The organism is Psychrobacillus sp. FSL K6-1267 (assembly GCF_038003265.1).
Classification (GTDB): Bacteria; Bacillota; Bacilli; order Bacillales_A; family Planococcaceae; genus Psychrobacillus; species Psychrobacillus faecigallinarum.
The window spans coordinates 2,180,367-2,206,653 of the sequence record NZ_JBBOOR010000001.1 but is presented as its reverse complement, the minus strand read 5'-3'; the positions used below and the strand labels follow the sequence as shown (position 1 = coordinate 2,206,653).

Below are 26,287 nucleotides of genomic sequence, written 5' to 3'. Positions count from 1 at the left end.
AATTATGTGATAAGGGGGAGGTTTTATGCTAAGGGAAATTATACAGAAGTATATTGAGGAAGAAAAAATCCCAGGTGGAGTTATCCATGTTCAGCGTCATAAAAAAATTCTCTATAGGGATAGCTTCGGTTCTTTTATCACAAGAAATAACGAAAGACAACCTGTTACTTTTAGTACTCTCTTTGACATCGCTTCATTGACCAAGGTGGTTGCAACGCTTCCTGCATTCCTAGTGTTATTAGAAAGAAAACAATTATCTTTAAAGGATCCTGTTCAAAAATATATTTCCCAATTTCGTTATTCAGATATTAATATTGAACACCTTCTATATCATAATAGTGGACTACCAGCAGATTTATCTCCACCTGTTCAAAGGGATGAAAATAGAAAAATTTTAGAAGAGATACTAACAGTTGTTCCACTTTTTAAGCCAGAAAAAGAAGTTGTTTATAGTGATTTAGGGATGATTTTGTTAGGGAAAATTATTGAGGAGGTTTCTGGAGAAGTTTTCGATACATTCGTAGCAAAGGAAGTTTTAACACCAATGGGAATGCATCAAACAATATTTAATCCTAAGGGAGAGATAAGAAATCTAATAGCAACTACTGAAAAGATAAATGATTGCTTTATTCAAGGTGTGGTCCATGATGAAAAAGCATTTTTGTTAAATGGAGTTTCTGGTAGTGCTGGATTATTTTCATGTCTAGACGACCTCGTCCACTATGCACAGTTTTGGTTGAATATTTCAGAGCAATCTGTGTTTGATCCTGTTTGGTTACAAAATTGCCATCAAAACACTTTTAAGCACAGAGGCTTAGGATTTGAAGTATGGAATGGTATAGATACAGAAGTAACCATTAATAGCAGTTGGTCCAGAGGTTCGTTCGGGCATACAGGTTTTACTGGAACCTCGGTATGGATGGATCCAAAGGAGGAACTGTTTGTAGTATTACTAACTAATGCTATCCATTACGGGAGGGATGCGCCAAAGAAGGAATTTAGGCAGGCAATTCATAAAAGCGTTTACGACATGTATATCAAAAAAGGGGCGTATAAAAATGAAACAATGGATTAAAAATGGACTCTTAGTCCTTACAATCATGTTATTAACTTTTGTCATGGCTGCTTGCGCAGATGACAAAGATAATGATTCTTCATCAACAAGCTCTGAAAATGGTGGAGATAAGATAACTACATCAGCAGAAAAGGAAACAATAAATTTGACCATTGGCAGTTGGAGAACTGAAGATGTTTCTAAGTATGAAAAAGTAATTGCTCTTTTTAACGAAACGCATCCAGAAATAAAAGTAGAATTCAGTCCCACTAAAAATACGGAATATAATACAGTTTTAAATACTGCTTTACAAGCTGGAGAAGGTCCGGATATTTTTCACTTGCGTCCATATGGTGCTGGTTTAAAGCTAGTGGATGCTGGATTCGTTGAGCCGATTACTGGCTTAGAAGGGTTAAAACAATACTCGGAGGAATTCTTGGCAGCCTCTCGAGGAGCAGACGGAGAGCAATATGGTGTGCCATTAAACATTAGCTCTACTCAATTTTTCTATAACAAAAAAATATTTGCTGAACAAGGAATTGAAGTTCCAACTACTTGGGATGAATTCATAGCGGTCAATGAAAAACTTTTAAAAGCAGGAGTAACCCCAATTGCTATGGGTACTAAAGAAGGCTGGTTACTATCATTAACACATGGAATCTTAGGTGCAGGAGTTATGGATGGTAATTCGTTTGCAGATAAACTTGTAAAAGGAGAAACAAATTTTGCTGACCCTTCATTTGTAGAGTCAATCAAAGCGATGAATGATTTGAAGAAATATTTCCCAGCAAACTCTGAGGGCTTAGGTATGGACGATATTCGTACATTGTTTGCAATGGAACAAGCAGCAATGTTTCCGCTTGGTAGTTGGGAAATACCTGTCATAAACGATTTAAACGGAGATTTGGATTACGGTTATTTTGCAATGCCTTCTAAAGAAGGAAATCAAACAGTAACTTCGTGGGTAGATGGTTCATTTGCTATTAATGCTAATTCTAAAAACAAAGATGCTGCTAAGGAGTTCCTACAATTTCTAACAACTAAGGAATTTGGAGAGCTATTTGTTAAAGAATTTAATATGATTAGCGCGATTCCTGGAATTAGCTCTGAAAATGAACTTCTTAGTGAGTTAAGTAAAGAGGTGGAATCCAAATCGACGCCATATTACTGGGTTATCAATTTTGCCGGTGGAGATCCAACGACAAAAACTGTTTTAGAAACTGAACTTCAAGGGATGTATTTAGGTCAAGTAACACCTGAGGAAGTAGCGGATAAGGTACAGAAAAGTGCTGAATCTTGGTTTACACCTTTCCAATAATAAAAAGGAGGCTGTGATAAATGTCAGAAAAAACAGCTCCAATAAAACGATCAAAGAAGGGAAAAGGGTGGACTATACACCTTTTTCCTATCCCTATATTAATCATTTATGGGATGTTTGTACTTTATCCTATACTGGCTGCATTATCATACAGCTTTTTCTCCTTTAAGGGGTTCTCTAGAGATGCTTTTGTTGGCTTAGACAATTTTGTCACTCTATTTACTACGGAGCCTTATGGTTCTATGTTCTGGAACGCTTTTTCACATAATGTACTTTACTTTTGTATTCAAATGGTTGTAATGAATGGATTAGCGTTTTTATTAGCTTTTATCATCTACAAAAAAGTAAAGGGAGCAGAATTTTTTAAGGTTGCCTTTTTCTTACCACGGTTGCTATCTGTAATCGTTGTAGGTTTCTTATGGAAGTTAATATTAAACCCAAATTTCGGAACTTTAAATCTTATATTGGGAAAGCTTGGATTAGAAAATCTGCAAAGAGCTTGGCTAGGTGAACAAGAAACTGCTTTAATCTCTATTATTTTAGTAAACTGTTGGTTTGGTTTAGGTTTTGGAGTTCTCATATTTTTAGCTGGTTTTCAAAATATCCCAGGGGAATTGATTGAAGCTGCCAAGCTAGATGGAGCAAAAGGCTTTACGATGTTAAGGAAAATATTCATTCCATTGATGATTCCATCTATCTTAATCATGACGGTCTTAACTTTTATCCAATCATTTGAGGCATTTGAGCTGATATATGCTATGCAGGGCTCGATGGGTGAGCCGTATTATTCAACAGATACACTGGCTGTTTTCTTTTATCGGTTAGCCTTTGGTAGTTCTACAGCTTCTAGTTCTACTGCAATTGGTCTAGGTTCAGCCCTTGCGACTGTTTTGTTTTTCTTCATATTAATATGTACAATGATTTTCTTGAAGTTTATGAATAAAAAAGAAGTCCAAATGTAAGAGGGTGAAAAAGTATGGAGAAAAATTCAATTTGGATTAGGCCAATCTATTATGTAATTATGTTTGCTGTTGCCACGATAAGTTTGTATCCAATCTTTTTAATGTTTCTTTCCTCCTTCAAATCGAGTGCAGAAATATTTAAGAATCCTTTAGGACTACCTACGAGCTTCAGCTTAGATACTTATAGAACACTCTTAAGTAAAATACCTTTTGATCAGTATTTTATAAACAGTGTTATTGTAAGTGTCACCTCTGTAGTACTAGTGGTGATTTTTTGTTCATTAGCTGCTTTTTATATCGCCCGTTTCAATTTTAGCTGGAACAATGCAATTTTCTTTTTATTTTTATTGGGAATGATGATACCAATAAAACTAGGAATTGTACCATTATTTATATTAATGCGTGATCTTGGTCTAATTAACTCCTTGTGGTCCTTAATCTTTATGAATATAGCAACCGGTACCCCTATTACGATGCTTATATTAACTGGCTTTTTCAGGACTTTGCCTTTGGAGTTAGAGGAGGCTGCTAGAATTGATGGGGCAGGCAACCTACGCACTCTATGGCATGTCCTTCTTCCTCTCATGAGACCTGCATTAGGAACTGTTGTCATTATTAACTTCATCGCTTCTTGGAATGACTTCTTCTTCCCGCTTATTTTTATAACGGAGAAAGCAAAGATGACAATTCCTGTTGGTATGCTCTCTCTTTTTGGTGAGCATTCTGCTGATTGGGGCTCATTGTTTGCTGGTCTGACTCTAGCATCCTTACCAATGATGGTTCTATTCTTAATAGCATCTAAGCAGTTTATGGAAGGATTAACGGCGGGAGCAGTGAAGTAATTTGATTAGTGAGTGTTTGTACAAACTCCAGAAATGCAAATAAATATATTGGTTGAATAAATGTAAATCAATGGAAGGTTTGACATTAATGATTCAATTGGATAAATTATCAACAGAGCGACATAACCCTAAAACAACGGAATTAGACATGATGTCTGTCACTGAAATTCTTCACATAATGAATGAAGAGGATCAAAAAGTAGCGAATGCAATAACAAGGATCTTACCAAAAATAGAAAGTGCGATAGAGATAGTATATGAAAAGCTCACTGCCCAAGGAAGACTATTTTATATGGGAGCTGGAACTAGTGGCCGATTAGGCTTGCTAGACGCGGTTGAATGCCCTCCAACGTTTAGTACTGATCCAAATATGGTTCAGGCTGTATTAGCTGGAGGTTTAGATGCAGTCATGGTTGCAGTAGAGGGGGCAGAGGATAACTTTGATTTAGGAATAGCAGACTTAATGTATAGGAAATTTAGTTCTAATGATGTTGTTATTGGGATCGCAGCTAGTGGGAGAACTCCATATGTAGCAGGTGGACTTTCTTATGCCCAATCAATTGGTGCAAAAACAATTAGTTTAACTAGTAATACCGAATCTATGATTAGCACGTATGCAGATGTTGCAATCGAAGTCGATACAGGTCCCGAGATTTTGACAGGCTCAACTAGACTAAAGGCAGCGACAGCACATAAAATGGTGCTAAATATGATTTCTACTGTAGCTATGATAAGGCTCGGGAAAGTATACAAAAACCTCATGGTGGATGTACGTGCGAGTAATCATAAGCTTCAAGAAAGGGCAAAAAAAATTGTTTGTGAGGCCACAGGTTTTACATATGAAGAAGCCGAGCTAGCATTAGAAGAAACCGAATATAATGTTAAACAAGCTATTATTATGATATTAACCAAGACAAATGCACAGGAAGCTGCAATATTGCTTCAAAAGGCAAACGGTAAAGTAAGGTTAGCGATTATTGAAGGTGGAGCGGAAGAGTAGCCCATTTCAAACAAACAAAAAACAGATAGAATTTCTAGGGATAATCATTAACTTTTTCTATATTCATATAATCATAGCTAACAACTTTAATATACTATAGAACTTTTATACCTCCCTTTTCTTAGGGAGGTTTTTGTTATTTATGAAATCCCGAGTATTAGCGTAGCGAATGTTTTATCGACATTAATCGTATATATAAGTAGCGTGGTAATTATTCTTCAGAAGGATGTGTAAATAGATGAAACTGATTTCTAGAACACCGTCCTCTAAAAGAGGATATGGTATTTTTTTAATAGTCCTTGTTTTTGTTATTGTTTTAAGCATTGTTTGGTTGATGAAAAAAGAAGACACTCAGAGTTCTGTCGATTTATCGGAGAGCATCAAATTAGCTGCTATATCCATATTAGAGAAAGATCCTAATATAACGGATTTCACGATTGATAATATTAAACAAAGTCATAGAAACAATGAATCAGAAGAGGTGTATATACTTACATTCTCCATTAAACCGATAGACCCAGCGAATTTCATACTAACTGGAGGAGGGGTAAAGGGGGAGAATGGTTGGATACACGAACGTGTCAATTATGTGACAGTCAAGGATAGTGAGACATTAGTTTTTAGTTCCAATCCATCGGAAGACCATTAGCAAGGAAAGGAGAAGCATGCCCATGAAGTTAATCTCAACCACTCCCTATCAAAAAATAGTAATGTTAAAATTAACTTTATTGATGCTATGTTTTTTCGTAATTATTACTGTTCCTTTTTGGTTTTTCTTTTTAAGAGGTGGATCAGAAGAAGATGAATTAAGAGAAAGAATTACAGAAACGGCAAAAGAAATTTTGAAAAGTGATGAAATTATAAATGAATTTACTCTGGATAATTTGGAGCTAAGTTATACAACTGATTCTTCTGAAGATGTATATAGATTGGAGTTTTCTGTAAAGACCATTAATCCGGATAGCTTTATCTTAGCAGGGAGAGGGGTTAGAGGAGAGGATGGATGGGTACATCAGCTTGAAAATTACATAACCGTCAGGAATGATAATAGTCTTGTGTTTAGTACCGTTCCTGAAGATGATGGTCATTAACTACAGTTACTTAGCATTGTACACTGTCATCCAAATCCTGATAATTTTATATACGTATGTTGTTATACTTGGCAAAATAGTAGTTTAAATGTCTCTTTATACTCAATTCTTTTCCTCGAGTGGTTCGCAGCAAAGATTACCGTTTCCTTTTTCAAGCTCTGATTTTAAACTGCTTAGAACACTTGTCCAAGCGTTATCATGCCAATATAAAGCCTCATTCCAATCTTCTGTTTTAGAAAATCCGCTATGAATAAGATTTATCTTTGTTAAATTTGTTTCATTTTCTTCTAATGTAATTTCAATAATAGTCAGGTTGTCTTCCACATTCATGATTTCAGCAAATGAATCGGGAGCCTTCCACGTAAACATTAGTTTTTGCCTTTCAACTAGATCGATTATTTTGCATCCCTTTGTATTCATTTGCTTGAGATTTCCAGGTATAAAATAAAGTTCATATTTCCCACCTATACAAGGCTCTATAATGGCAGTTGGAGCGAACCATTGAGATACAATATTATTATTCATCCATGCATTCCATACAATGTCTATAGAAGATTCTACATGTAAGCCTTTTTTATTTGAACTATCTCCGTATCATTCTTCATTTTCGAACCTCCTAATCTTTTATATTTTAATATTATTTTAACTATACTGAATAGTTAATAATATTATTTGTTTGATGGGAAAATAAATTCTTTCCAACTTGTTAGACCAATTAAACAAATAGAAATTCCTATCAATACCCCTTGTATTCTCGGAGCTATGAAAATGTCCTTTCCGATCCACATGAAGAATATAGAACAGACGGATAGGGAGAGGAAACAAACTAATAAAGACATTAGTTTCTTTTTACGAAGTAAGAAAAGACTAGTGAGTGCAAAGCCCTCTGGAATATGGTGTAAGATGGTAGAAGTAGTAATCGCGATTGGAAACATTTGATTGTTAAGCAACGAACCAAGAGTTAGGCTTAAAGGAATTGTATGTAAAAATAGTCCGAAAATCAATGGAGTCATAGAGCTCACATGCTTCTTTTCGTTATGTGAGTGAAGAACCGTTAGGCTATAAAAGAAATAACCAATGATAAATCCTAGAAGCAAACTTAGCTTTTCATAGGATTCAAGGGATTCTGGAATAATCTCAAAAACTAATAGACCGACCAATAATAATCCACACAATAACCCTAATGCTCTATTAAACTTCTGATGGAACATTTCATATGCTAAAAGAGCAATGGTTCCTCCACTGACAAGACTAATAAATAAAAGTATACCCATAAAGACAAATATCATATTTTACCTCTTTCGTTTAAGTTTGATAACATAATGAAATGAGCTTATATAAGGCTATATTAAAATTATATGTATGTTCGTTAGCGAGCAGAAGGAGAGTTAAATTGCTTAAAGAATTTAATATCCTGAATAAAGGTTACTTTCTGACAAGGGACAAAATCACTTTATTACCATGAAGCACTCATGTAGAATAGAAATATAACAATAATTATACAAGGGGGAAGCGAAAGCGTTCATATGACTATAAACGACATGAAGCAAACCAATTTTACCGAAGCAAGCTTTGCTGATTGGGAGCAGGCTGCAATTAAATCATTAAAAGGAAAATCGTTGGAATCTTTGGAAACTAAAACTTTAGAAGATATTATTTTGAAACCGCTTTATACATTGGCAGACTTAACAAATATTTCTTTAGACCAAACTAATACAGTAAGACATTCTAAAGAAACTGCTAATTGGAAGGTCGCGCAGCACTCTACAGCAAACACAGCTGAAGAAATTATTGTAGATATGAAGGAAAACCTATCTAAAGGAAATGATTTGATCAATTACAAGGTCGATGCTATTCATGAATGGAGTCCTTCTCAAATAGAAGAACTAAAAATACTGTTCCAAGAACATGAGGTATTATTGGATGTTGAAAATAATCCTAGTTTTCTGGATCACTTTGACGAATTACATGGCTTTATAATTGGAGCCGACAGAAAGCTTACAGGTGCTAGATCATTACATTTAGACGGCACCCAACTACATAAGGCTGGTGGAGACGTAGTTAGTGAACTAGCAAGTGTATTAGTTCAAGCAGATACACTAGCACATTTAAATGGTATTGAAGAACTAGAAGAAAAGGCATTTGTGCAATTTTCTATCGACACAAATTTCTTTATGGAAATTGCTAAGTTGAGAGCATTTAGAGTGCTTTGGAAGGCTTTTGGCGAAGCCTTTGGAAAAGAAAATATCAATGCTATCCCAGTTTATACTGAAACTTCTCTACGCTCTTTTTCGGCTCTAGATTCTAATGTAAACCTATTGCGTGCAGGTAATAGTATATTGTCTAGCGTTTTGGGCGGTGCAGATATAGTTTCTAGCTATCCACATAATTATCTTTCCGAGATAACTCCAACTTCTAAGCGCATTGCCCGTAACATGCAGCTTGTTTTAAAGGAAGAAACACATATTCAACGTGTTATTGATGCCGCGGGTGGTTCTTACTATATTGAGTCATTGACTAAGCAATTGGTTGAGAAGACTTGGGCATATTTTATAGATTTAATGAAGGACAGCTCTCCAGAATCGAGGGAAAGTATGTTGCTGCAACGTGCTTCAGAGAAATGGGAGCTACAGCTAAAAGCAGTATCAACCCGTAAAAAATCTCTCATCGGTACGAATAATTACGCTAATCCAGAGGACGGACTGGAGGAAATTGTTATACAATCCGACTATAGACGATTGGCAGAACCATTTGAGCATTTGCGCAAAGCTTTTAAGCAATATCAGCTAAAAGCGGCTATACTTCCATATGGAGTTTTGAAGGAGTATAAACCAAGAATGGATTATATTAATGGCTACTTGAATGCCATTGGAATAACTCCAGTTATCGCACAAGAGAATTTAAAACCATTTGATTTACAACAATGGATTAACAATGAAAATATTCAATATGCGATTTTTGTCGGAAGTGATGAGCAGACAGCTGGACTAGTGCCTGCTTTATTAAACGAAAAGCTATCCGTACCGTTAGATGTAGCGGGGAAATTTGCAGAGTATGATGATTGGCTTGAGGCTGGTCTATCTGGATCTATTTATGCTGGCCAATCAATGCTTGTAAAAGGAAAGGAATTATTAGCATTAGCTCAAAAGGAGGGCTCACATGACAACGCCTAATTACGAAGCTGTGTCTATAGATGACGTATTAAAAAAAGCAGTAGGAAAGCATGCAGAAAATGACAACACATCTTTTGTGTCCAATGAAGGTATAAAATTGAAGAAAGAATATACAAAGGAGGATATAGAAAAGTTAAAACATTTAAATGATTTACCTGGTATAGCTCCTAATACACGTGGACCCTATCCTACTATGTATGTTTCTAAACCTTGGACAGTACGACAGTATGCAGGGTTTTCAACTGCGGAAGAAAGTAATGCATTTTATAGAAGAAACTTAGCTATGGGACAAAAGGGTTTGTCGGTTGCATTCGATTTGGCAACCCACAGAGGTTATGATTCCGATCATGAGCGAGTGACAGGTGACGTTGGTAAAGCAGGTGTGGCGATTGATTCGGTTGAGGATATGAAAATTCTATTTGATGGTATTCCTTTAGACCAAATGTCTGTATCAATGACGATGAACGGCGCAGTGCTGCCCATTATGGCTTTTTATATTGTAACTGCCGAGGAACAAGGTGTAACTCCAGAACAGCTTGCTGGTACAATTCAAAATGATATTTTAAAAGAATATATGGTGCGTAATACTTATATTTATACACCGGAAATGTCCATGAAAATAATCTCTGATATTTTTGCATACACTGCACAGCATATGCCAAAGTTCAACTCTATTTCCATATCCGGATATCATATGCAGGAAGCAGGAGCCACTGCAGACATTGAGTTAGCGTATACACTTGCAGATGGATTAGAATATGTTCGTACAGGTATAAAAGCAGGAATTGAGATAGATTCTTTTGCTCCAAGACTTTCTTTCTTTTGGGCAATCGGTATGAACTACTTCATGGAAATAGCTAAAATGAGAGCGGCTAGAAGAATATGGGCTCAAATGATGAAGAGCTTTAATCCTAAAAATCCAAAAACCTTAGCTTTACGTACCCACTCGCAGACATCTGGATGGAGTCTCACTGAGCAGGATCCATTTAACAATGTGACACGTACACTTGTGGAAGCAAATGCTGCTGCGATGGGACATACTCAATCGTTGCATACTAACGCTTTAGATGAAGCAATAGCTCTTCCTACAGATTTTTCGGCGAGAATAGCTAGAAATACACAGCTTTTCTTACAAGAAGAAACAAATATGACAAAAGTTATAGATCCGTGGGGCGGTTCATATTATGTAGAAGCATTAACAAATGAATTAATGGAAAAAGCATGGACATTAATAGAAGAAATTGAAGAATTGGGTGGAATGGCAAAAGCAATTGAAACGGGACTGCCTAAGATGAAAATTGAAGAAGCTGCTGCTAAAAAACAAGCACAAATAGATTCATCCAAAGAGATTATCATAGGGGTAAATAAGTACCGCCTAGATCAAGAGGATGCAATCGATATTTTGAATATCGATAATACTGTCGTTCGTCAAAAACAAATGGAACGCTTGGCAAGTGTAAAAGCTAATCGAGATGAGAAATCAGTTAAGGAAGCTCTATTAGCTTTAACGGAAGCTGCTAAAACAGGCAAAGAGAATCTTTTAGCTGCAGCTGTAAATGCCGCTCGACAAAGAGCGACCATAGGAGAAATATCGGATGCAATTGAGGTAGTTGCAGGGAGACATAAGGCGGTGATTCGCTCCGTGAGTGGAGTTTATAGTGCTAATTTTAGTGATGCTGAAGAAATTCAATCAGTGAAGCAAATGGCAGAAGATTTTAAAGAAAACGAGGGAAGACGTCCTCGTATTTTAATCGCCAAAATGGGACAAGATGGACATGACCGTGGTGCTAAGGTAATCGCAACCGCATTTGCTGACTTAGGTTTTGATGTAGATATTAGTCCATTATTCCAAACTCCTGCTGAAACAGCACAACAGGCAGTAGAAAATGATGTGCATGTAGTAGGAGTAAGTTCTCTTGCCGCAGGGCATATGACCCTCGTTCCATCCTTAAAAGAGGAACTTGCAAGACTAGGACGTGAAGATATTTTAATCGTCGTTGGTGGAGTGATCCCAGCGCAAGACTATGCTTTTTTACGTGAGAATGGTGCTTCAGCTATTTTTGGTCCAGGAACAGTTATTCCAGTTGCAGCTCAAAAGGTTATAGAGGAGATCTATAAACGTCTTGGCTACGAGGAAGTGGAAGGCTAATGGCTGATGAGGATAAAGTAACATCTTCTCTACATGTCAAGGGTGGTATTATATCTCAGCACGATGGTATGGGCAAGTCCTCTGTAAAAAAGTTTTCAAAGAAGAAATCTCTTACTATTGACATTCAGAGTTACAATCACGAGATTCAAGCAGGCTCACGCTTACATTTAGCAAAGGCAATTACATTTATTGAAAGCACTTCCTCGGAACAACAAGAGATAGGTCAACAAATTTTGAAAATGTTGCTTCCATACACAGGAAATAGTATACGCATTGGTATTACTGGGGTGCCTGGTGTAGGAAAAAGTACTTTCATAGAAGCATTCGGAAAAATGTTATGTGATTTAGGTCATAAAGTAGCTGTATTAGCAATAGATCCTAGTTCCTCCCTCACCGGAGGAAGTATACTAGGGGATAAAACAAGGATGGAAGAGCTAGCCAAGCATCCGAATGCTTTTATAAGGCCATCTCCTTCCGCGGGAACACTTGGTGGAGTGCATAAAAAGTCTAGAGAGACTATGCTACTATGTGAGGCTGCCGGCTATGACATCATACTAGTCGAAACAGTAGGAGTAGGACAAAGTGAAACGATTGTTCGAGGGATGGTAGACTTCTTCCTTCTTCTAGCCTTAACAGGAGCTGGTGACGAACTTCAAGGGATGAAGAAAGGCATAATGGAGCTCGCTGATGCAATCGTTGTCAATAAAGCAGATGGACATAACGAAAGTTTAGCTAAAAAAACGGTTGCAGAATATAAACAAATATTGCATTTCCTAGCACCTTCCGCTCCGAATTGGACAACACCAGCACTCGCTGTATCCTCTCTACACAAAAAGGGGCTGGACCTTGTATGGGAAACCATTAAGAGCTTCGAAGGAAAGATGACACAACAGCATTTCTGGCAAAATAGAAGAAAAGAGCAAACTGTAAATTGGTTCAATGAGATGATAGTGAATCGTTTATATGATGACTTTTTTTCTTCCATTCAGAGAAAGAAGAGGATGAAACTGTTAGAACAGCAAGTGAGAGAAGAGAAAATGACTGTTTCGCAAGCGATTGAGGAGTTATTTTCCTCGAATTCTTATCAATAATCTGATAAACTAAATCTAGTTTGAAAAGGAGAGTTGTAAAATGAATATGGATTTTAACTTACTAATGAATGATATGATTATACAAGCGCGTAGTGAAATGGAAAATAGTGGCTATGAACAACTAACTACCCCAGAAGAAGTGGAAGCTGCTTTTGCTAGAACAGGTACAACTCTTGTTATGGTAAACTCAGTTTGTGGTTGTGCTGGAGGGATTGCTCGTCCTGCTGCAGCAAACGCTGTACATTACGATAAACGCCCAGATCATTTAGTAACTGTTTTTGCAGGACAAGATAAACTAGCTACACAACAAGCACGTAATATGTTTGGAGACGAACATTTACCTTCTTCTCCATCATTTGTTTTATTAAAAGATGGACAAGCAGTTGCTGAAATTGGTCGTCATGAAATAGAAGGTCACGCACCAACTTCTGTTATTACTCATCTTCAAGCATTATTCGAAGAGTATTGCGAGGAAGTCTAATACAAAAAAACAGCGGAAGCATAAATTGCTCCCGCTGTTTTTAAATTTCCTATAGGACGAAGCTCAGACCGAACAATAATGTGGACATTACCATTACAAATATCATGAGATAAACGATAATCTTACGAAATGTTTGATTGCGCATTAATTTCTCTCCTTTAGCTTGTAATCCTATTTTATCAAAATTGAAAAAATGCACAAGAGGTAGAGATTTTTTTTTGTAATATATGTACAATAGTATAGTGAATAGTCAAACAATAGAGGATGTGTAAACAATGGAAAAGGTAGACCATATCGGGATTGCTGTAAGAAGTTTAGAAAACTCTTTACCATACTATACAGATATTTTAGGCTTAAAACTTATACATATTGAGGAAGTAGATTCAGAAAAAGTTAGAGTAGCTTTTATAGACAGTGGGAATGTCAAGATAGAGTTACTTCAGCCAATTGATGAGACAAGTACAATTCATACATTCATCGAAAAAAGAGGTGAAGGAATTCACCATGTCGCTTTTGGAGTAAAGAATATTCAAGAGAGACTAGATGAGTTAAAGGAAAAGGGGATTCGCCTTATTCAGGAAACTCCTAAAAGAGGAGCTGGAGGGGCAGAGGTTGCCTTTATACATCCAAAGTCATCTGGCGGAGTTTTGTATGAATTATGTGATAAATCAGGGGGAGCGAAGTAACCGATGGATATCTATGAAAAAATAAATGATCTATATGATCGTAAACGTAAAATTGAATTAGGTGGCGGAGACGATCGAATTGAAAAGCAACATGAAAAAGGGAAGTTGACAGCTAGAGAACGAATTGACCTTTTGCTAGATGAAGGTTCTTTCGTAGAGCTTAATCCCTTTATACAGCATCGAACTGTAGATTTTGGAATGGATAAGCAAGAGGGCCCAGGGGACGGGGTAGTTACGGGCTACGGCAAGGTAAACGGTAGACCTGTTTATCTTTTTTCACAAGATTTCACAGTATTTGGTGGTGCACTTGGAGAAATGCACGCACTTAAAATATCAAACGTTATGGACTTAGCGGCTAAGAATGGTGCTCCGTTTATAGGCTTAAATGACTCAGGAGGTGCAAGGATTCAAGAAGGAGTAGTATCCTTAGATGGGTATGGCCAAATATTTTATCGTAATGCTATTTATAGTGGAGTTATCCCTCAAATTTCTGTTATATTAGGGCCTTGCGCAGGAGGAGCTGTATATTCTCCAGCAATTACGGACTTCGTGTTTATGACAGATGAAACTAGCCAGATGTTTATAACTGGACCTAAGGTAATTGAAACAGTTACAGGGGAAAAGATTTCTTCTGAAGATCTAGGCGGTTCAAAAGTACATAATACAATAAGTGGAAATGCACACTTCCGTGGGAAAACAGAAGAAGAGGTTTTAGAGAGTGTAAGACTACTTCTAAGCTATCTACCACAAAGCTTTGAGGAAAAACCGCCATTAGTAGCGGTAGAGGAAAGCAGCGATGATAGACCTGATTTAGCTGATATAGTACCTTTTGAAGCAATACGTCCTTATGATATTCGTAAAGTAATTGAGCAGGTGGTTGACAAAGACACCTTTATGGAGGTACATAAGGAGTTTGCAAAAAATATAGTTGTTGGTTTAGCTCGCATAAAAGGTGAAGTTGTTGGACTGATATGTAACCAACCGAAGATTATGGCTGGTGGTCTTGATATCGACTCTTCTGATAAGGCAGCTCGTTTTATTAGATTCTGTGATTCCTTTAATATTCCTTTAATAACGTTTGAGGATGTTACCGGCTTTTTCCCTGGCATTAAGCAAGAGCATGGAGGAATCATTCGTCATGGAGCAAAAATTTTGTTCGCATATTCAGAAGCAACCGTTCCCAAAATGACTGTCATCTTACGTAAAGCATATGGTGGGGCGTACGTAGCTCTTAACTCAAAGTCAATTGGTGCAGATTTAGTTTTTGCTTGGCCAAATGCAGAAATTGCGGTTATGGGTCCACAAGGCGCTGCGAACATTATTTTTGCCCGTGAGATAGCCTCAAGCGACAACCCAGAACAAGTTCGAGCAGAAAAAATCGAGGAATACCGTGAAAAATTTGCAAATCCATATGTAGCAGCTTCCATGGGTATGGTAGATGATGTTATAGATCCTCGTGAGACTCGTATAAAGTTAATACAAGGGCTTGAGATGATGCGAAACAAAAAAGAAACTAGACCTAAGAAAAAACACGGGAATATCCCATTATAAAGGAGTCTTTTATAAGATGAATCGTTTAATAGAGGAATTTTTTGAACTAGTAAAAATAGATTCCGAAACAAAGCATGAGCAAGTAATTGCACCAATTTTAAAAAATAAGTTAGAGTCGCTTGGATTTTCGGTTATAGAGGATAATTCAGCTGAAAGAACCGGGCATGGAGCAGGTAATTTAATCGCTACTTTGAAGGGAAATAAGGTAACTGCTGACCCTATCTATTTCACTACACATATGGATACAGTCGTTCCAGGTAAAGGCATACAACCAATTTTAAAAGAGGACGGCTATATCTATTCTGATGGTACCACGATTCTAGGTGCTGATGATAAAGCTGGAATTGCAGCTTTATTTGAAGCAATACGTCGGTTAAAAGAGCAGTCTATTGAGCATGGTGAGATTCAAGTAGTTATAACTGCAGGTGAAGAAAGTGGACTAGTCGGTGCGAAAGAAATGGATCCTTCTATGCTAACTGCTAAATATGGATATGCCATAGACAGTGATGGAGAAGTAGGAGGCATTGTCACTGCAGCTCCTTATCAAGCAAAACTATGGACAACCATTACTGGAAAAACTGCACATGCTGGTGTTGCACCAGAAAAAGGTGTGTCAGCAATTACACTAGCAGCAAAAGGGATTTCCGCAATGAATTTAGGAAGAATCGATCATGAAACTACCGCCAATATTGGTCGCTTTGAAGGTGGCCAAGCTACAAATATTGTATGCGACACTGTTCATATTTTATCAGAGGCACGTTCCATTGATCGAGAAAAATTAGACGCTCAAGTTGAGCATATGGTAAATACATTTGCTGAAAAGGCAGAGCAATTCGGTGGGAAAGCAACTACAGAAACGCAACTTATGTATCCTGGTTTCCGTTTTGAGGATAACCATCAGGTTGTTGAAGTAGCGAAGCGAGCAGTTGAAAATATAGGTAGAAAAGCCGATATAAAAACAAGCGGTGGTGGGAGCGATGCTAACGTAATTGCTGGGTTTGGAGTGCCAACTGTAATTCTTTCAGTGGGTTATGAGGAAATTCATACTACCAACGAAAGAATGCCAGTGTTGGAGCTTGAAAAACTAGCAGATTTACTTGTAGAAATCGTGAAGATAGCTGCCGAATAAAGAGCTCAGGAGGTTCATCCATGTCTTCTCAAAAAGTAGTTGTGTTTCAATCGGGAAACGAAGAATATGCTGTTTCCATTGATCATGTAGTGTCTATCGAAAAATTAGAAAAAGTTAATCCAATTCCTCATTTACCAAAATATTTGATTGGATTGATGAAAATAAGAGGCGAGCTCGTTCCAATTATAGATTTTGAGCTAATTCTTTATAATCAGAGTGGTCTTTTGAATGAAAATGCCCGAGTAGTAACTATGCATACGGAGGATATGTCTGTGGGAATTCTCGTTAAAGAGGCAAAGGAAATTTTAGATGTCCCAGCCGAGTCTTTAAAACAGCTTGGTTTAATGAATTATGCGAAGACAAAATACTTCACAAATATTGCTAATTTAGAAAACAGAATGATTACAATTGTGGACCCTTCTATTTTAGTTCGCTCACTGGATGGTATAAAAGATATACAATCTTACTTAGAAAATGCAAAAAAAGAAGAAAATTTAGAAGTAAATAACGTGTAGTCTTAGACAAAAGGGGTGCCCTGTCTATCGATTTAACAGTCGGAAGGTAGCTAACTAGTAGCTACCTTTTTTCCCCTTCGTCTTTTGAGATGAAAATATAGTTATGTAAGAGGTGAAAGGACTTGACTAAACAGAACAGAATTATCTTTCATCTAGACATGAATAGCTTTTATGCTTCTGTGGAACAAGCCCATGACCCTTCTTTAAAAGGAAAGGCGATAGCAGTGGCTGGAAACCCAAAAGAACGAAGAGGTATTTTAGTTACTTGTTCTTATGAGGCTAGAGCTAAAGGAATTTATACAACTATGTCTGTATGGGAAGCTAAAAGGAAGTGTCCAGAGCTTATTCTATTACCTCCTAATTTTGAAAGGTATCGAGCAGCCTCGAAAGCAATGTTTGATATTCTTCGCTCGTATACGCAATTGGTAGAGCCTGTCTCCATTGATGAAGGCTATATGGATGTGTCCGATGTTGATATGGATGGAGATGCAGTTGCATTTGCAAAGTCTATTCAGCAACGAATAATCCGGGAACTAGATTTACCATGCTCCATCGGTATTGCCCCTAACAAATTCTTAGCTAAGACAGCCTCCAATATGAAAAAGCCAATGGGAATTACTGTTTTAAGAAAAAGGGAAGTTCCACAAAAGCTATGGCCCTTACCCGTAATTGAAATGCATGGAGTTGGGGAAAGCACATCCAATAAATTAGAATCCTTGGGTATTAAAACCATCGGACAAATAGCAAACGCTAATCCTGACTTACTAAAGTCGAAACTTGGAAAATCGGGAACAAGACTTCACAATCGCTCACATGGAATAGACAATCGAGCGGTAGACCCAGAATCTATCTTCGAAACAAAGAGCGTAGGCAATTCCACAACCTTACCTTATGATGAAACAAATATAGATAAGCTTCGAAAAGTTCTCAGAAAATTGTCCAGTAAAGTAGCATCACGGTTAGATTCTAAAAATTTAGCTGGTCGATCTATCACTATACATATTAGAGATGCCAACTGGAAAAATAAAACGAGAAGCAAAACGGTTATCAATCGGCTCTTTAAAGAAGAAGATATATCACAACTCTCTATTCAATTATTTGAATCTAGCTGGGAGGATGAACCAATTCGATTATTAGGGGTCACTGTTAACAATGTATTTGATAAGGGAGAATCGATGGAGCAATTGTCTATCTTTAACTTTGAAGAGCACGCAAAAGAGGAACCTATCTTGAGGCTCGTCGAACAACTTCAAGATAAATTTGGTAAGACTATCATAAAACGCGGGATGAAGATTAAAAAAAATCCTTCTTTAGAATCGAAAACTAGCTTTAGTAAAGATTTTTTAGATGATCACGATAATAGAAAATAACTTAAGAGTTTATATATATAAGTAATTAACTTTGTTTATAAGGGAGTTTTACAAGTAAATGAAAAAAAACAAAACACCGGAAACTATAGGTCGTATAATAATGATAATTATAGGGGCAGTAATCGCTGCCTATGCACTAGAAGCAGTATTAATCCCAAACTCGGTTATCGATGGTGGAGTAACGGGTGTCAGTATTATGGGAAATTATTTATTTGATATTCCTCTTGGAATACTACTATTTGTATTAAATATTCCTTTTATTTATTTGGGCTACAAGCAGGTTGGAAAGACCTTTGCTTTACTAAGTATTATTGGTATAGCTGCACTTTCTGTATCAACCGTCTTGTTGCATCATATCGACCCGATTTTAAGTGCAAATGATCCATTACTAGTTGTACTATCTGGAGGGGTAATGCTTGGAGTAGGGATTGGTATTGTACTTCGTAACGGTGGCGCTTTAGATGGTGCCGAGGTCTTGGCAGTTTTAGTATCTCGAAAGGTTCCATTTTCTGTAGGAGATATTATATTATTTATCAATGCTTTTATCTTCATTGGAGCTGGCTTTATATATGGTCTTGAAAGTGCCCTCTACTCTGCAACCACTTATTATATTGCCAAAATCGTTATTGATGTAATTCAAGTTGGTTTAGAAAAATCAAAATCTGTACGTGTCGTAAGTAAACATTCAGAAGAAATTGGTGCAGCAATACAAGATCGGCTTGGCCGAGGGGTTACCTATTCTAGTGGCCGAGGAGGATTTACTAACGAGACTATGGATATTGTCACTTGTGTAATTACCCGAATGGAAGAAAACAAACTAATTACGATTATCAAAGAAAAAGATCCAGGTGCATTTGTAGTAATAACAGATGTAGCAGAGGTTCGAGGTGGAAGCTTCAAAAAGCGTGACATTCACTAATAATAAACCGTTAAATGAGTTCAAAACTTGTTTAACGGTTTTTTTATATAATTAAATGGCTTAAGAGAGAGTATTATCTTATGTCGTGTTAAATAGAACGATTGCTGATTCACTAAATTATAGAGGATGAGAAAAGCTCAAGTGGATCCTACTTTGTTACAATTGGGTCAAATGGTAAAATAATATATAGTTAATATATAAATAATGAAAGTTGGAAATATATGCAGATATTATTTTTAGGAACGGGAGCAGGTATGCCCTCTAAACAACGTAATACTAGTTCAATGATTTTGAAGCTGTTAGAAGAGAGAGGCTCAAACTGGATGTTTGATTGCGGAGAAGCAACTCAACATCAAATTCTTCGAACAACAGTAAAGCCTCGAAAAATAGAAAAGATATTTATCACTCATCTCCATGGAGATCATATATACGGTCTGCCTGGGCTACTAGGATCGCGCTCCTTTTTAGGTGGAGACGAACTTCTTACTATATACGGCCCAAAAGGTATTAAAGATTGGCTAGAGGTCACTTTAATCACGTCTCAAACACATTTAAAATATCCTCTAAAAATCATTGAAATTGAAGAGGGGATTATCTTTGAAGATGAACAATTCATAGTAGAGGCTAGACTTCTTGAGCATGTTGTTCCTTGTTTTGGTTATCGAGTAACTCAAAAGCAGCTGGCACCTGAATTACTAATTGAGAAAGCAGATGAATTAGGAGTTCCTAGAGGACCGTTATTACGCTTATTAAAATCTGGTCAAGATGTTGAATTGCCTAATGGTAATGTTGTTAGAAGCTCCGAAGTAACGGGAGAGCCGAAAGAAGGATTTAAATTGGTAGTATTAGGTGACACGAGATATTGTGAAAATTCTATTCTCCTAGCGAAGGAGTCAGATGTTTTAATTCATGAGGGTACCTTTGATACTGGAACAGAGGGGCTTGCAAGAGAGTATGGTCATTCAACGATCGTTGATGCAGCAAATGTTAGTGAGAAGGCAGGGGCAAAGAATTTGATAATTAATCATATAAGCGCTCGCTTTATGCCAGAAGATATTAAAAACCTATTAGTACAAGTTTCAGAATATAATTTCCCTATTTATATAGCGGATGATTTTAATGAATTTAGTTGTATAAATGGCAAGTTGGAAAGAATATAAAATTAAAGAAGGATCAGCAGACTTACGCCTACTGAAACCTGTATAATGTCTATTTTCAGCTCTTTGCCCATTTCCTGTTAAAGCGGTGATGGACAGAGAGCTGACTAGTTGTTTTCAATTACATATATTCTAATAGCTGACGGTTCATTCAAATTGTTCCCCAAGAGTACGTGATTTTTGCTGTGCAGCACTAATGCACGCAAAAATAGCTTCATCAACCTTATGGAACATTAGTTGTTCAATGCCTGCTTCTGTAGTTCCTCCTGGGCTCGTTACTTTTCTTCGAAGCTCAGCAGGCTCATCTTCGCCCTTCATGAGCATATATGCTGCACCTTTCATTGTTTGGATAAATAAGTGACGAGCATCTTCCTGGCTTAATCCATGTTGAACTGCTGCTGCTTCAAATTGTTCGGCAAAATAATATAGATAAGCAGGCCCACTTCCAGAAAGGGCCGTAATCACATGCATATCCACCTCTTGGACTACCTTGACAGTTCCAATAGATTCTAACAGATTAATAATTTCCTTTTTGGCTACATTATTTATTTTCTCATTCCAACATAGGGCAGAAGCGCTTAAACCAACAGAAGCAGAAGTATTCGGCATAACACGTGCAATTGGTCTATCTCCAAGATACGATTCAATTGTTTTGATGGAAACACCAGCGATGACAGATACAACAGTTGCTTGCTTGTTCAAAAATGAGGCGATTTCTTTGCAAGCCTGAATCGCATCCTTAGGCTTCATAGCAAGAAATACGATATCAGCATTCTGCAATGCTAGTTTCTTCGTACACATAATTTCGATTTTATATTTAGCATTTAAATAGTGTAGCTGCTTTTCATCTGATTTGTTCATTACACAAATGGAGCTTGGAGAAACTTTCTCCTCTTCCAATAAACCTTTAATAATAGCTTCAGCCATAGAGCCGGCCCCAATAAAAACGATGTTAGTCATCCTATTCTCCTCCTTCAGTAAATTTATAGCCACCATTTTTCCTGTGGTAATAATATCGTCTTAATATGGAAGTTTTGCTCAAACCAGTCTTTTACTAATGTTTTATGGACTAGATATTCAGAAGCCGCGTGAGAAACTCCTATTAAAGACATTGATGTAGTGGCAATATATTCTTGCATTTTCTTAAATTTTCGATGGCCATACTCATTGTCGATATGGCAATGAACCTCTCCGGTTATATAAGCCTGCACACCATTTTTTTCAGCTTCCTGCATCCAATCAATAACATCTCCACATCCTGCCACTATTGCTATTTTGTTTAATTTCTCCTTATTAATCCCTTCAAAATCAACGTAGGGAATATCAAAAAGGGTTTTTAATTTTGATATTAGGCTGTCAGTACTTATTGTTTCTATGTTTCCAAGGGATAAATATTTGTTACTCCAATTGACAGGATTTTGTATTTCACAGTTTAATGCTTTGGCGATTGCACTATTTGTTCCCAACGTAGTGTGGCAATCTAGGGGATTGTGACATGTATAAACTGAAAGGTTCTTAACTTTTATTTGAGATAAATATTTCTCTTTTATTGGTAGAAAGCCTCTTCCCCAACTTCCTCTTGGGTCGCCACATTCCATGAGTAAAGGGTGGTGCATAAATAACAGGTCACCTTCTTGGCTTTCAGAAATAAATCTTTCCAAAACAATTTCAGTAGGGAAAACTGCTAAAAAAATCGTTTGTACCTCTTCTGAACCACTTAACATACAGCCGTTAAATAGTTGGGTGAAATCATATTCGAAGTTGTTTTTCCAGTCATATCCAATCGAATCATAGCAATGTGGAAGAAATCTACTAAAAGAAGGATCCGTTCCATAGCTTTGTACCTGGAACTCTTCATCAAGCGCATCTATTATTTTTTGCAGCTTTACCATCTGATCACCTCCTTAAATTTGTAGAAAATAAAAAACGCTCTCATCCCTATATGAAATAAGGACGAAAACGTAGGATTTCCGCGGTACCACCTAAATTTGCTGTAAATACAGCACAACTTAAACCTTCTTATCGCGAAGGTCACGACTATGTTTTCATAGTAGCTCAGAAGTAGGTTCGATATAAGAGAGGGAGGTGAAATTTTCAGCAAGCATTTCACTCTCTAAACTCCTTCATATATGTACTAGTCTTCTTCATAGCTTGAATTATCTGAATTAATGAAATTATAGGGGTCTTTTCAAAATAAGTCAACCTAATTTAGTGACTCCAGTCTCATTTACCTGTAAAATAAATGAATAGTCATTCAGATAAAGGGGAGCAATACAATGATACATAAAATAATTATACCTACACCATTTGCTGTGGGAGACGTAAATGCGTACCTTATAAAAGGAGATATATTGACTCTAGTTGATGCAGGTCCAAAAACCGAACAGGCTCTTTCTGCACTTGAAAATGGTATATGCGAAGCCGGATATCAGTTGTGCGATATTGAGCAAGTTATCCTTACTCATCATCATCCCGATCACTCTGGCTGCATTGATGCATTTAAAAATGCACAAATACTAGGTCATGCATATAACCAAGTGTGGCTAGAAAAAAATCATTCATTCCTAACCTATCATGATGAGTTCTATAACAAATGTTTAGTGGAGGAAGGAGTCCCTGAACATTACTTAAAGTGGATTGAAAAAATGAGAAGGCCTTTGAATTACATTGGCAATCGTTCCTTAGATACAATATTAAACGAGGGAGATGTGATACCTGGCCATCCCAAGCTTCAGGTATTAGAAACTTTGGGGCACGCGCAGAGCCATATTTCCTTATGGGAAGAAGAAACTGGTGTTTTGATTGGGGGAGATCTAATTATTGATAAAATTTCTTCCAACCCATTAATTGAGCCACCATTAGACAAAAATGCACCTCGTCCAAAATCGATGCTACAATACAATGAATCCTTAAAAAGAGTTCAAGCTTTGGAAGTTCATAAAGTTTTTAGTGGCCATGGCAATGAAGTATATGATGTATCAGAGTTAATATCTTCTCGACTAATTAAGCAGCGTGAGAGAGCATTAAAAGTATTAGAAATGATGAGTAATGGGGAAAAGACCATTTTCGAACTTACTCAGCAATTGTTCCCAAAGGTATATGAAAAAGAGCTTGGTTTAACACTTTCAGAAACAATTGGTCAAATAGACTATCTGTTGGATGAAGGCCTTATTTTAGAAAAGCAAACAGATGAGGGGATTTTATTGTATGATCAAGCCTAAAAGGATTCTTATTACCGGTGCTACTAGTGGAATAGGATTTATGTTAGCGCAACAATTACATAAGGAAGGACATGATGTATGGGCTACTGGTAGAAATAAACAGGCTTTGGAGCAATTATCTAAGGTAGGGATACATACAACAGTGGCCGATTTAACAAGTCAGTATTCAATTGAAAACCTATTTAAAGACATAGAAACTCCAGACACAGTGATTTTGAATGCAGGTACTGGTACCTTCGCTTATTTGACCGACTTACAGGATGTTGAGGTAGAGCAAATGCTTGATGTAAATGTGAAGGCGCCAATCATGCTTGCAAAATATTTTGCGAATAAGATGAAAGAAAAGAAATCTGGACATATCATTTTTATTGCCTCGCAAGCCGGGAAAGTGGCTACACCGAAGGCATCTGTTTATGCTGCCAGTAAGCATGCAATCATTGGATTTGCAAATGCAGCACGCATGGAGCTTCGAGAGCACGGCGTTAAAGTGACAACTATTAATCCAGGTCCTATTGATACTCCCTTTCTTGAGCGGGCAGACCAAACAGGCGGATATCGCGATAAGATGGGCAAGCAATTGCTAGCCCCACAGAAAGTGGTCAATGCTATTATTAAAGCAATTTATAAACCAGTCAGAGAAGTAGATCTTCCCTCATATATGACCGTAACAAGTAAGCTGTATGCTGTTTTTCCTAAAACAGTGGAAACGCTAGGTAAAAGATTTTTTACAAAGAAATAAGTTAAGTTTAAATTTAGTTCCACCTAAAAAATAAGACCGATTAATTCCTCTAGAAGAATAGAACGGTCTTATTTCTCATGCTATTCATTTAAGACACTTTATCTTGATATTTGTTAAGTAATTGATCTAGCTCTTGGCTGCAAGCGACAACAATTGGGTGAGTAAAACCAAGGTTTTTCGCTTTTTTATACATGTCTTTTCTTTTAATACTTATCAAAATCAATAAGGATTTTTGACGCAACTCCCTTTTCATACATATCCTCCATTTGATAGATTTGCTACATTCGAAAGAATAGTTTTCTTGAAATAACGATGGAACTTGTTCATTATAAATCAAGAGAAATGAAAAATTTGTCAAATCACGGAGGAAATCAAAATATTTTTTTATTTTTTTCTTGAAAACTAAGAAAGAAAGCACATATTAATTGCTCTATAAACAAGTTAGCCTAGATATGTAACCAATATATTTTTTTCATTAACTTCAGTATCTTCTTTTTCTACTTTGTAAGCATGGCCATTCAATTGAGAACTCACAGCCCCTTTTAAAACTTCATCTATAAAATGTAAAGCAACGCCATCTTCTACAGCATATCCTGATTTCATAACACCCGTAGCTATCAATTCGTGATAAGCAGGTTTTCTTTTACCCTCTCCATCATAATGTGGACAATTGCTTCCTTTTAAAAAGCCGAGGCAGTTTAGCTTATATAAGGGGGCGTTTAAGGGATCGGTTAACCCTTCCTCAAACCAACAAATAGAACCTGCACTAAGACCAGCTAGAATAATTCCGTTATCATATGCTTTACGAAGTATTAAATCTAAACCCCATTCCTTCCAAAGGACGAGCATATTCCTTGTATTTCCACCGCCTACATAGAGTATATCCTGTGTCATCACATACTCCTCTAAATTATTGAAGTTTGGTTCAAATAAGCTGAGATGGGAGGCATTACAGTTTAAATTTTCAAAAGAATGATAAAATCTATTGACGTAGTTATCCTGATCTCCACTAGCAGTTGGGATAAAACAAACTTTAGGTTGTTCCTTTTTAACTTGTTTTAATATGTATTGGTCAAGAAGTGGATTTTCAGGTTCCATAGAGAAGCCACCACCACCCATTGCGATAATTTGTCTCATTTTACATCAGTCCTTTTCAAAGGTTAAGTATGAAGCAGGGGATAGATTTCCACAATTCCGTTGTAAAATCTTCTTTTACTTAAAGAAAAATATTAGATGGTGTCATCATATCACCGTGGATAGATAGCTTACAATAAAAGATAGAAAAATTTAGTGCTAAGTTAAATGGAAGTTCCACCTTATGGGGGAAGAGATCATAAGTTGCTTCATGTTAATATTCTTCTAAAAGGAGTGGTATATATGGAAAAATGGACAGATGGCTTGATGCAAATTAGAATCGCGAGACCAACAGATAAGTTGGAAAAGAATATAAAGTTTTATACTGAAGGGCTAGGATTGAAGGTTATAGGAAGCTTTAAGGGGCACGATGGTTATGATGGTGTGATGATTGGCTTACCTGACAAATCATATCACTTGGAATTTACAACCCATGTAGATGGCTCTCCTTGTCCTGCACCCACAAAGGACAATTTGCTTGTCTTCTATATACCTCATAAAACAATAATTGATGATATATGCTATAAGTTATTTAAAATGGGCTATAATTCAGTGCCACCAGAAAATCCTTATTGGGAAGAAAAAGGCATTACGATAGAAGATCCAGATGGTTGGAGAGTGGTGCTGATGAATGGCCAGGGAATTTAAATGAAGATATATTGGAAAAATATTATTTTCGCTATAATATTTAAAAAACGATTTCAT

General features: G+C 36.8%; 28 protein-coding genes and 1 other annotated feature. Of the genes, 21 read left to right on the top strand and 7 right to left on the bottom strand.

Annotation, left to right across the window (positions count from 1 at the left end; all coding sequences use genetic code 11):
- Positions 1 to 25: 25 nt before the first annotated feature.
- The 7 genes from MHB55_RS11110 (at position 26) to MHB55_RS11080 (ending at position 6,267) form a co-directional block, all read left to right on the top strand.
- A complete protein-coding gene (locus MHB55_RS11110) occupies positions 26 to 1,075 on the top strand; it encodes a serine hydrolase domain-containing protein (protein WP_340863239.1) in 1,050 nt (349 codons plus the stop codon).
- The gene (locus MHB55_RS11105) at positions 1,059 to 2,372 is read left to right on the top strand and encodes an ABC transporter substrate-binding protein (protein WP_340863238.1); all 1,314 of its coding nucleotides are present in this window, start codon (positions 1,059 to 1,061) and stop codon (positions 2,370 to 2,372) included. Before MHB55_RS11110 ends, MHB55_RS11105 begins: the two co-directional genes overlap by 17 nt.
- A gap of 20 nt (positions 2,373 to 2,392) precedes the next feature.
- Positions 2,393 to 3,334 carry a carbohydrate ABC transporter permease gene (locus tag MHB55_RS11100; protein ID WP_144536126.1) on the top strand — a complete coding sequence of 314 codons (942 nt, stop codon included), beginning with the start codon at positions 2,393 to 2,395 and terminating at the stop codon, positions 3,332 to 3,334.
- Positions 3,335 to 3,348: 14 nt separating this feature from the next.
- Positions 3,349 to 4,176, top strand: coding sequence for a carbohydrate ABC transporter permease (locus tag MHB55_RS11095; protein WP_144536128.1), 828 nt, complete (start codon positions 3,349 to 3,351; stop codon positions 4,174 to 4,176).
- A gap of 88 nt (positions 4,177 to 4,264) precedes the next feature.
- Complete coding sequence (murQ, locus tag MHB55_RS11090; RefSeq protein WP_340863237.1) at positions 4,265 to 5,176, top strand: N-acetylmuramic acid 6-phosphate etherase; 912 nt, start codon at positions 4,265 to 4,267, stop codon at positions 5,174 to 5,176.
- Positions 5,177 to 5,414: 238 nt separating this feature from the next.
- Entirely contained in the window at positions 5,415 to 5,825 is a 411-nt protein-coding gene (locus tag MHB55_RS11085; protein ID WP_144536130.1) for a hypothetical protein, read from the top strand.
- Positions 5,826 to 5,847: 22 nt separating this feature from the next.
- Positions 5,848 to 6,267, top strand: a complete 420-nt coding sequence (locus MHB55_RS11080; protein WP_151109613.1) for a hypothetical protein — start codon at positions 5,848 to 5,850, stop codon at positions 6,265 to 6,267.
- A 102-nt stretch (positions 6,268 to 6,369) separates the two neighbouring features.
- On the opposite strand, the gene MHB55_RS11075 is transcribed toward MHB55_RS11080, so the two are convergent.
- Both MHB55_RS11075 and MHB55_RS11070 read right to left on the bottom strand, forming a co-directional pair.
- Positions 6,370 to 6,816, bottom strand: coding sequence for an SRPBCC family protein (locus tag MHB55_RS11075; protein ID WP_445678250.1), 447 nt, complete (start codon positions 6,814 to 6,816; stop codon positions 6,370 to 6,372).
- A 119-nt stretch (positions 6,817 to 6,935) separates the two neighbouring features.
- Positions 6,936 to 7,556 (bottom strand): zinc transporter family protein, encoded by a 621-nt coding sequence (locus MHB55_RS11070; protein WP_144536136.1) that lies wholly within the window; start codon positions 7,554 to 7,556, stop codon positions 6,936 to 6,938.
- Positions 7,557 to 7,793: 237 nt separating this feature from the next.
- On the opposite strand from MHB55_RS11070, the gene MHB55_RS11065 reads away from it, so the two are divergent.
- The 4 genes from MHB55_RS11065 to MHB55_RS11050 are packed head-to-tail and all read left to right on the top strand — an operon-like array spanning position 7,794 to position 13,161.
- Positions 7,794 to 9,440 carry a methylmalonyl-CoA mutase family protein gene (locus tag MHB55_RS11065; protein ID WP_340863236.1) on the top strand — a complete coding sequence of 549 codons (1,647 nt, stop codon included), beginning with the start codon at positions 7,794 to 7,796 and terminating at the stop codon, positions 9,438 to 9,440.
- Entirely contained in the window at positions 9,427 to 11,589 is a 2,163-nt protein-coding gene (gene scpA, locus MHB55_RS11060) for a methylmalonyl-CoA mutase (RefSeq protein ID WP_144536140.1), read from the top strand. The genes MHB55_RS11065 and scpA overlap by 14 nt, the downstream gene beginning before the upstream one ends.
- Positions 11,589 to 12,680 carry a methylmalonyl Co-A mutase-associated GTPase MeaB gene (meaB, locus tag MHB55_RS11055; protein WP_340863235.1) on the top strand — a complete coding sequence of 364 codons (1,092 nt, stop codon included), beginning with the start codon at positions 11,589 to 11,591 and terminating at the stop codon, positions 12,678 to 12,680. The genes scpA and meaB overlap by 1 nt, the downstream gene beginning before the upstream one ends.
- Before the next feature lie 40 nt (positions 12,681 to 12,720).
- Positions 12,721 to 13,161, top strand: a complete 441-nt coding sequence (locus MHB55_RS11050) for a BrxA/BrxB family bacilliredoxin (protein ID WP_144536144.1) — start codon at positions 12,721 to 12,723, stop codon at positions 13,159 to 13,161.
- 49 nt (positions 13,162 to 13,210) lie between these two features.
- On the opposite strand, the gene prli42 is transcribed toward MHB55_RS11050, so the two are convergent.
- Entirely contained in the window at positions 13,211 to 13,306 is a 96-nt protein-coding gene (gene prli42, locus MHB55_RS11045) for a stressosome-associated protein Prli42 (RefSeq protein WP_151109618.1), read from the bottom strand.
- 130 nt (positions 13,307 to 13,436) lie between these two features.
- Here prli42 and mce point away from each other — a divergent pair, with 130 nt between their 5' ends.
- The 7 genes from mce (at position 13,437) to rnz (ending at position 20,491) form a co-directional block, all read left to right on the top strand.
- Positions 13,437 to 13,847 carry a methylmalonyl-CoA epimerase gene (gene mce, locus MHB55_RS11040; RefSeq protein ID WP_151109620.1) on the top strand — a complete coding sequence of 137 codons (411 nt, stop codon included), beginning with the start codon at positions 13,437 to 13,439 and terminating at the stop codon, positions 13,845 to 13,847.
- Between the two features lie 3 nt (positions 13,848 to 13,850).
- Positions 13,851 to 15,398: an acyl-CoA carboxylase subunit beta gene (locus MHB55_RS11035; RefSeq protein WP_151109622.1), complete on the top strand. Its 1,548-nt coding sequence runs from the start codon at positions 13,851 to 13,853 to the stop codon at positions 15,396 to 15,398.
- A gap of 16 nt (positions 15,399 to 15,414) precedes the next feature.
- The gene (locus MHB55_RS11030) at positions 15,415 to 16,527 is read left to right on the top strand and encodes a M20/M25/M40 family metallo-hydrolase (RefSeq protein WP_340863234.1); all 1,113 of its coding nucleotides are present in this window, start codon (positions 15,415 to 15,417) and stop codon (positions 16,525 to 16,527) included.
- Between the two features lie 20 nt (positions 16,528 to 16,547).
- On the top strand, positions 16,548 to 17,042 hold the full coding sequence (locus MHB55_RS11025; RefSeq protein WP_144536152.1) for a chemotaxis protein CheW: 495 nt from the start codon (positions 16,548 to 16,550) through the stop codon (positions 17,040 to 17,042).
- 122 nt (positions 17,043 to 17,164) lie between these two features.
- Complete coding sequence (locus MHB55_RS11020) at positions 17,165 to 18,412, top strand: DNA polymerase IV (RefSeq protein WP_340863233.1); 1,248 nt, start codon at positions 17,165 to 17,167, stop codon at positions 18,410 to 18,412.
- Between the two features lie 58 nt (positions 18,413 to 18,470).
- Positions 18,471 to 19,331 (top strand): YitT family protein, encoded by an 861-nt coding sequence (locus MHB55_RS11015; RefSeq protein ID WP_144536156.1) that lies wholly within the window; start codon positions 18,471 to 18,473, stop codon positions 19,329 to 19,331.
- A gap of 221 nt (positions 19,332 to 19,552) precedes the next feature.
- Entirely contained in the window at positions 19,553 to 20,491 is a 939-nt protein-coding gene (gene rnz / locus MHB55_RS11010; RefSeq protein ID WP_144536158.1) for a ribonuclease Z, read from the top strand.
- Positions 20,492 to 20,635: 144 nt separating this feature from the next.
- On the opposite strand, the gene proC is transcribed toward rnz, so the two are convergent.
- The gene (gene proC, locus MHB55_RS11005; protein ID WP_144536160.1) at positions 20,636 to 21,448 is read right to left on the bottom strand and encodes a pyrroline-5-carboxylate reductase; all 813 of its coding nucleotides are present in this window, start codon (positions 21,446 to 21,448) and stop codon (positions 20,636 to 20,638) included.
- 23 nt (positions 21,449 to 21,471) lie between these two features.
- A complete protein-coding gene (locus MHB55_RS11000) occupies positions 21,472 to 22,380 on the bottom strand; it encodes a Nif3-like dinuclear metal center hexameric protein (RefSeq protein ID WP_144536162.1) in 909 nt (302 codons plus the stop codon).
- A 54-nt stretch (positions 22,381 to 22,434) separates the two neighbouring features.
- Positions 22,435 to 22,645: a binding site (T-box leader), on the bottom strand.
- 119 nt (positions 22,646 to 22,764) lie between these two features.
- Here MHB55_RS11000 and MHB55_RS10995 point away from each other — a divergent pair.
- Together MHB55_RS10995 and MHB55_RS10990 are read left to right on the top strand one after the other, a co-directional pair.
- Entirely contained in the window at positions 22,765 to 23,709 is a 945-nt protein-coding gene (locus MHB55_RS10995; RefSeq protein ID WP_340863232.1) for an MBL fold metallo-hydrolase, read from the top strand.
- The gene (locus tag MHB55_RS10990) at positions 23,696 to 24,448 is read left to right on the top strand and encodes an SDR family NAD(P)-dependent oxidoreductase (RefSeq protein ID WP_340863231.1); all 753 of its coding nucleotides are present in this window, start codon (positions 23,696 to 23,698) and stop codon (positions 24,446 to 24,448) included. Before MHB55_RS10995 ends, MHB55_RS10990 begins: the two co-directional genes overlap by 14 nt.
- A gap of 88 nt (positions 24,449 to 24,536) precedes the next feature.
- Here the strand turns inward: MHB55_RS10990 and MHB55_RS10985 are convergent, their stop codons facing one another.
- Entirely contained in the window at positions 24,537 to 24,701 is a 165-nt protein-coding gene (locus MHB55_RS10985; protein WP_144536167.1) for an aspartyl-phosphate phosphatase Spo0E family protein, read from the bottom strand.
- A gap of 188 nt (positions 24,702 to 24,889) precedes the next feature.
- On the bottom strand, positions 24,890 to 25,585 hold the full coding sequence (locus tag MHB55_RS10980; RefSeq protein WP_340863230.1) for a Type 1 glutamine amidotransferase-like domain-containing protein: 696 nt from the start codon (positions 25,583 to 25,585) through the stop codon (positions 24,890 to 24,892).
- Positions 25,586 to 25,825: 240 nt separating this feature from the next.
- Here MHB55_RS10980 and MHB55_RS10975 point away from each other — a divergent pair, with 240 nt between their 5' ends.
- Entirely contained in the window at positions 25,826 to 26,230 is a 405-nt protein-coding gene (locus tag MHB55_RS10975) for a VOC family protein (protein ID WP_340863229.1), read from the top strand.
- Positions 26,231 to 26,287: the final 57 nt, after the last annotated feature.

Excerpts from the sequence above, each read along its gene's own strand:
- mce (WP_151109620.1), top strand. The coding sequence starts at position 13,437 with ATGGAAAAGGTAGACCATATCGGGATTGCTGTAAGAAGTTTAGAAAAC.
- MHB55_RS11095 (WP_144536128.1), top strand. The coding sequence starts at position 3,349 with ATGGAGAAAAATTCAATTTGGATTAGGCCAATCTATTATGTAATTATG.
- MHB55_RS10975 (WP_340863229.1), top strand. The coding sequence starts at position 25,826 with ATGGAAAAATGGACAGATGGCTTGATGCAAATTAGAATCGCGAGACCA.
- MHB55_RS11000 (WP_144536162.1), bottom strand. The coding sequence starts at position 22,380 with ATGGTAAAGCTGCAAAAAATAATAGATGCGCTTGATGAAGAGTTCCAG.
- meaB (WP_340863235.1), top strand. The coding sequence starts at position 11,589 with ATGGCTGATGAGGATAAAGTAACATCTTCTCTACATGTCAAGGGTGGT.
- MHB55_RS10985 (WP_144536167.1), bottom strand. The coding sequence starts at position 24,701 with ATGAAAAGGGAGTTGCGTCAAAAATCCTTATTGATTTTGATAAGTATT.
- MHB55_RS10995 (WP_340863232.1), top strand. The coding sequence starts at position 22,765 with ATGATACATAAAATAATTATACCTACACCATTTGCTGTGGGAGACGTA.
- MHB55_RS11105 (WP_340863238.1), top strand. The coding sequence starts at position 1,059 with ATGAAACAATGGATTAAAAATGGACTCTTAGTCCTTACAATCATGTTA.
- MHB55_RS11030 (WP_340863234.1), top strand. The coding sequence starts at position 15,415 with ATGAATCGTTTAATAGAGGAATTTTTTGAACTAGTAAAAATAGATTCC.
- MHB55_RS11035 (WP_151109622.1), top strand. The coding sequence starts at position 13,851 with ATGGATATCTATGAAAAAATAAATGATCTATATGATCGTAAACGTAAA.
- proC (WP_144536160.1), bottom strand. The coding sequence starts at position 21,448 with ATGACTAACATCGTTTTTATTGGGGCCGGCTCTATGGCTGAAGCTATT.
- MHB55_RS11110 (WP_340863239.1), top strand. The coding sequence starts at position 26 with ATGCTAAGGGAAATTATACAGAAGTATATTGAGGAAGAAAAAATCCCA.
- MHB55_RS11100 (WP_144536126.1), top strand. The coding sequence starts at position 2,393 with ATGTCAGAAAAAACAGCTCCAATAAAACGATCAAAGAAGGGAAAAGGG.
- murQ (WP_340863237.1), top strand. The coding sequence starts at position 4,265 with ATGATTCAATTGGATAAATTATCAACAGAGCGACATAACCCTAAAACA.
- rnz (WP_144536158.1), top strand. The coding sequence starts at position 19,553 with ATGCAGATATTATTTTTAGGAACGGGAGCAGGTATGCCCTCTAAACAA.
- prli42 (WP_151109618.1), bottom strand. The coding sequence starts at position 13,306 with ATGCGCAATCAAACATTTCGTAAGATTATCGTTTATCTCATGATATTT.
- MHB55_RS11050 (WP_144536144.1), top strand. The coding sequence starts at position 12,721 with ATGAATATGGATTTTAACTTACTAATGAATGATATGATTATACAAGCG.
- MHB55_RS10980 (WP_340863230.1), bottom strand. The coding sequence starts at position 25,585 with ATGAGACAAATTATCGCAATGGGTGGTGGTGGCTTCTCTATGGAACCT.
- MHB55_RS11085 (WP_144536130.1), top strand. The coding sequence starts at position 5,415 with ATGAAACTGATTTCTAGAACACCGTCCTCTAAAAGAGGATATGGTATT.
- MHB55_RS10990 (WP_340863231.1), top strand. The coding sequence starts at position 23,696 with ATGATCAAGCCTAAAAGGATTCTTATTACCGGTGCTACTAGTGGAATA.
- MHB55_RS11065 (WP_340863236.1), top strand. The coding sequence starts at position 7,794 with ATGACTATAAACGACATGAAGCAAACCAATTTTACCGAAGCAAGCTTT.
- scpA (WP_144536140.1), top strand. The coding sequence starts at position 9,427 with ATGACAACGCCTAATTACGAAGCTGTGTCTATAGATGACGTATTAAAA.
- MHB55_RS11015 (WP_144536156.1), top strand. The coding sequence starts at position 18,471 with ATGAAAAAAAACAAAACACCGGAAACTATAGGTCGTATAATAATGATA.
- MHB55_RS11070 (WP_144536136.1), bottom strand. The coding sequence starts at position 7,556 with ATGATATTTGTCTTTATGGGTATACTTTTATTTATTAGTCTTGTCAGT.
- MHB55_RS11025 (WP_144536152.1), top strand. The coding sequence starts at position 16,548 with ATGTCTTCTCAAAAAGTAGTTGTGTTTCAATCGGGAAACGAAGAATAT.
- MHB55_RS11080 (WP_151109613.1), top strand. The coding sequence starts at position 5,848 with ATGAAGTTAATCTCAACCACTCCCTATCAAAAAATAGTAATGTTAAAA.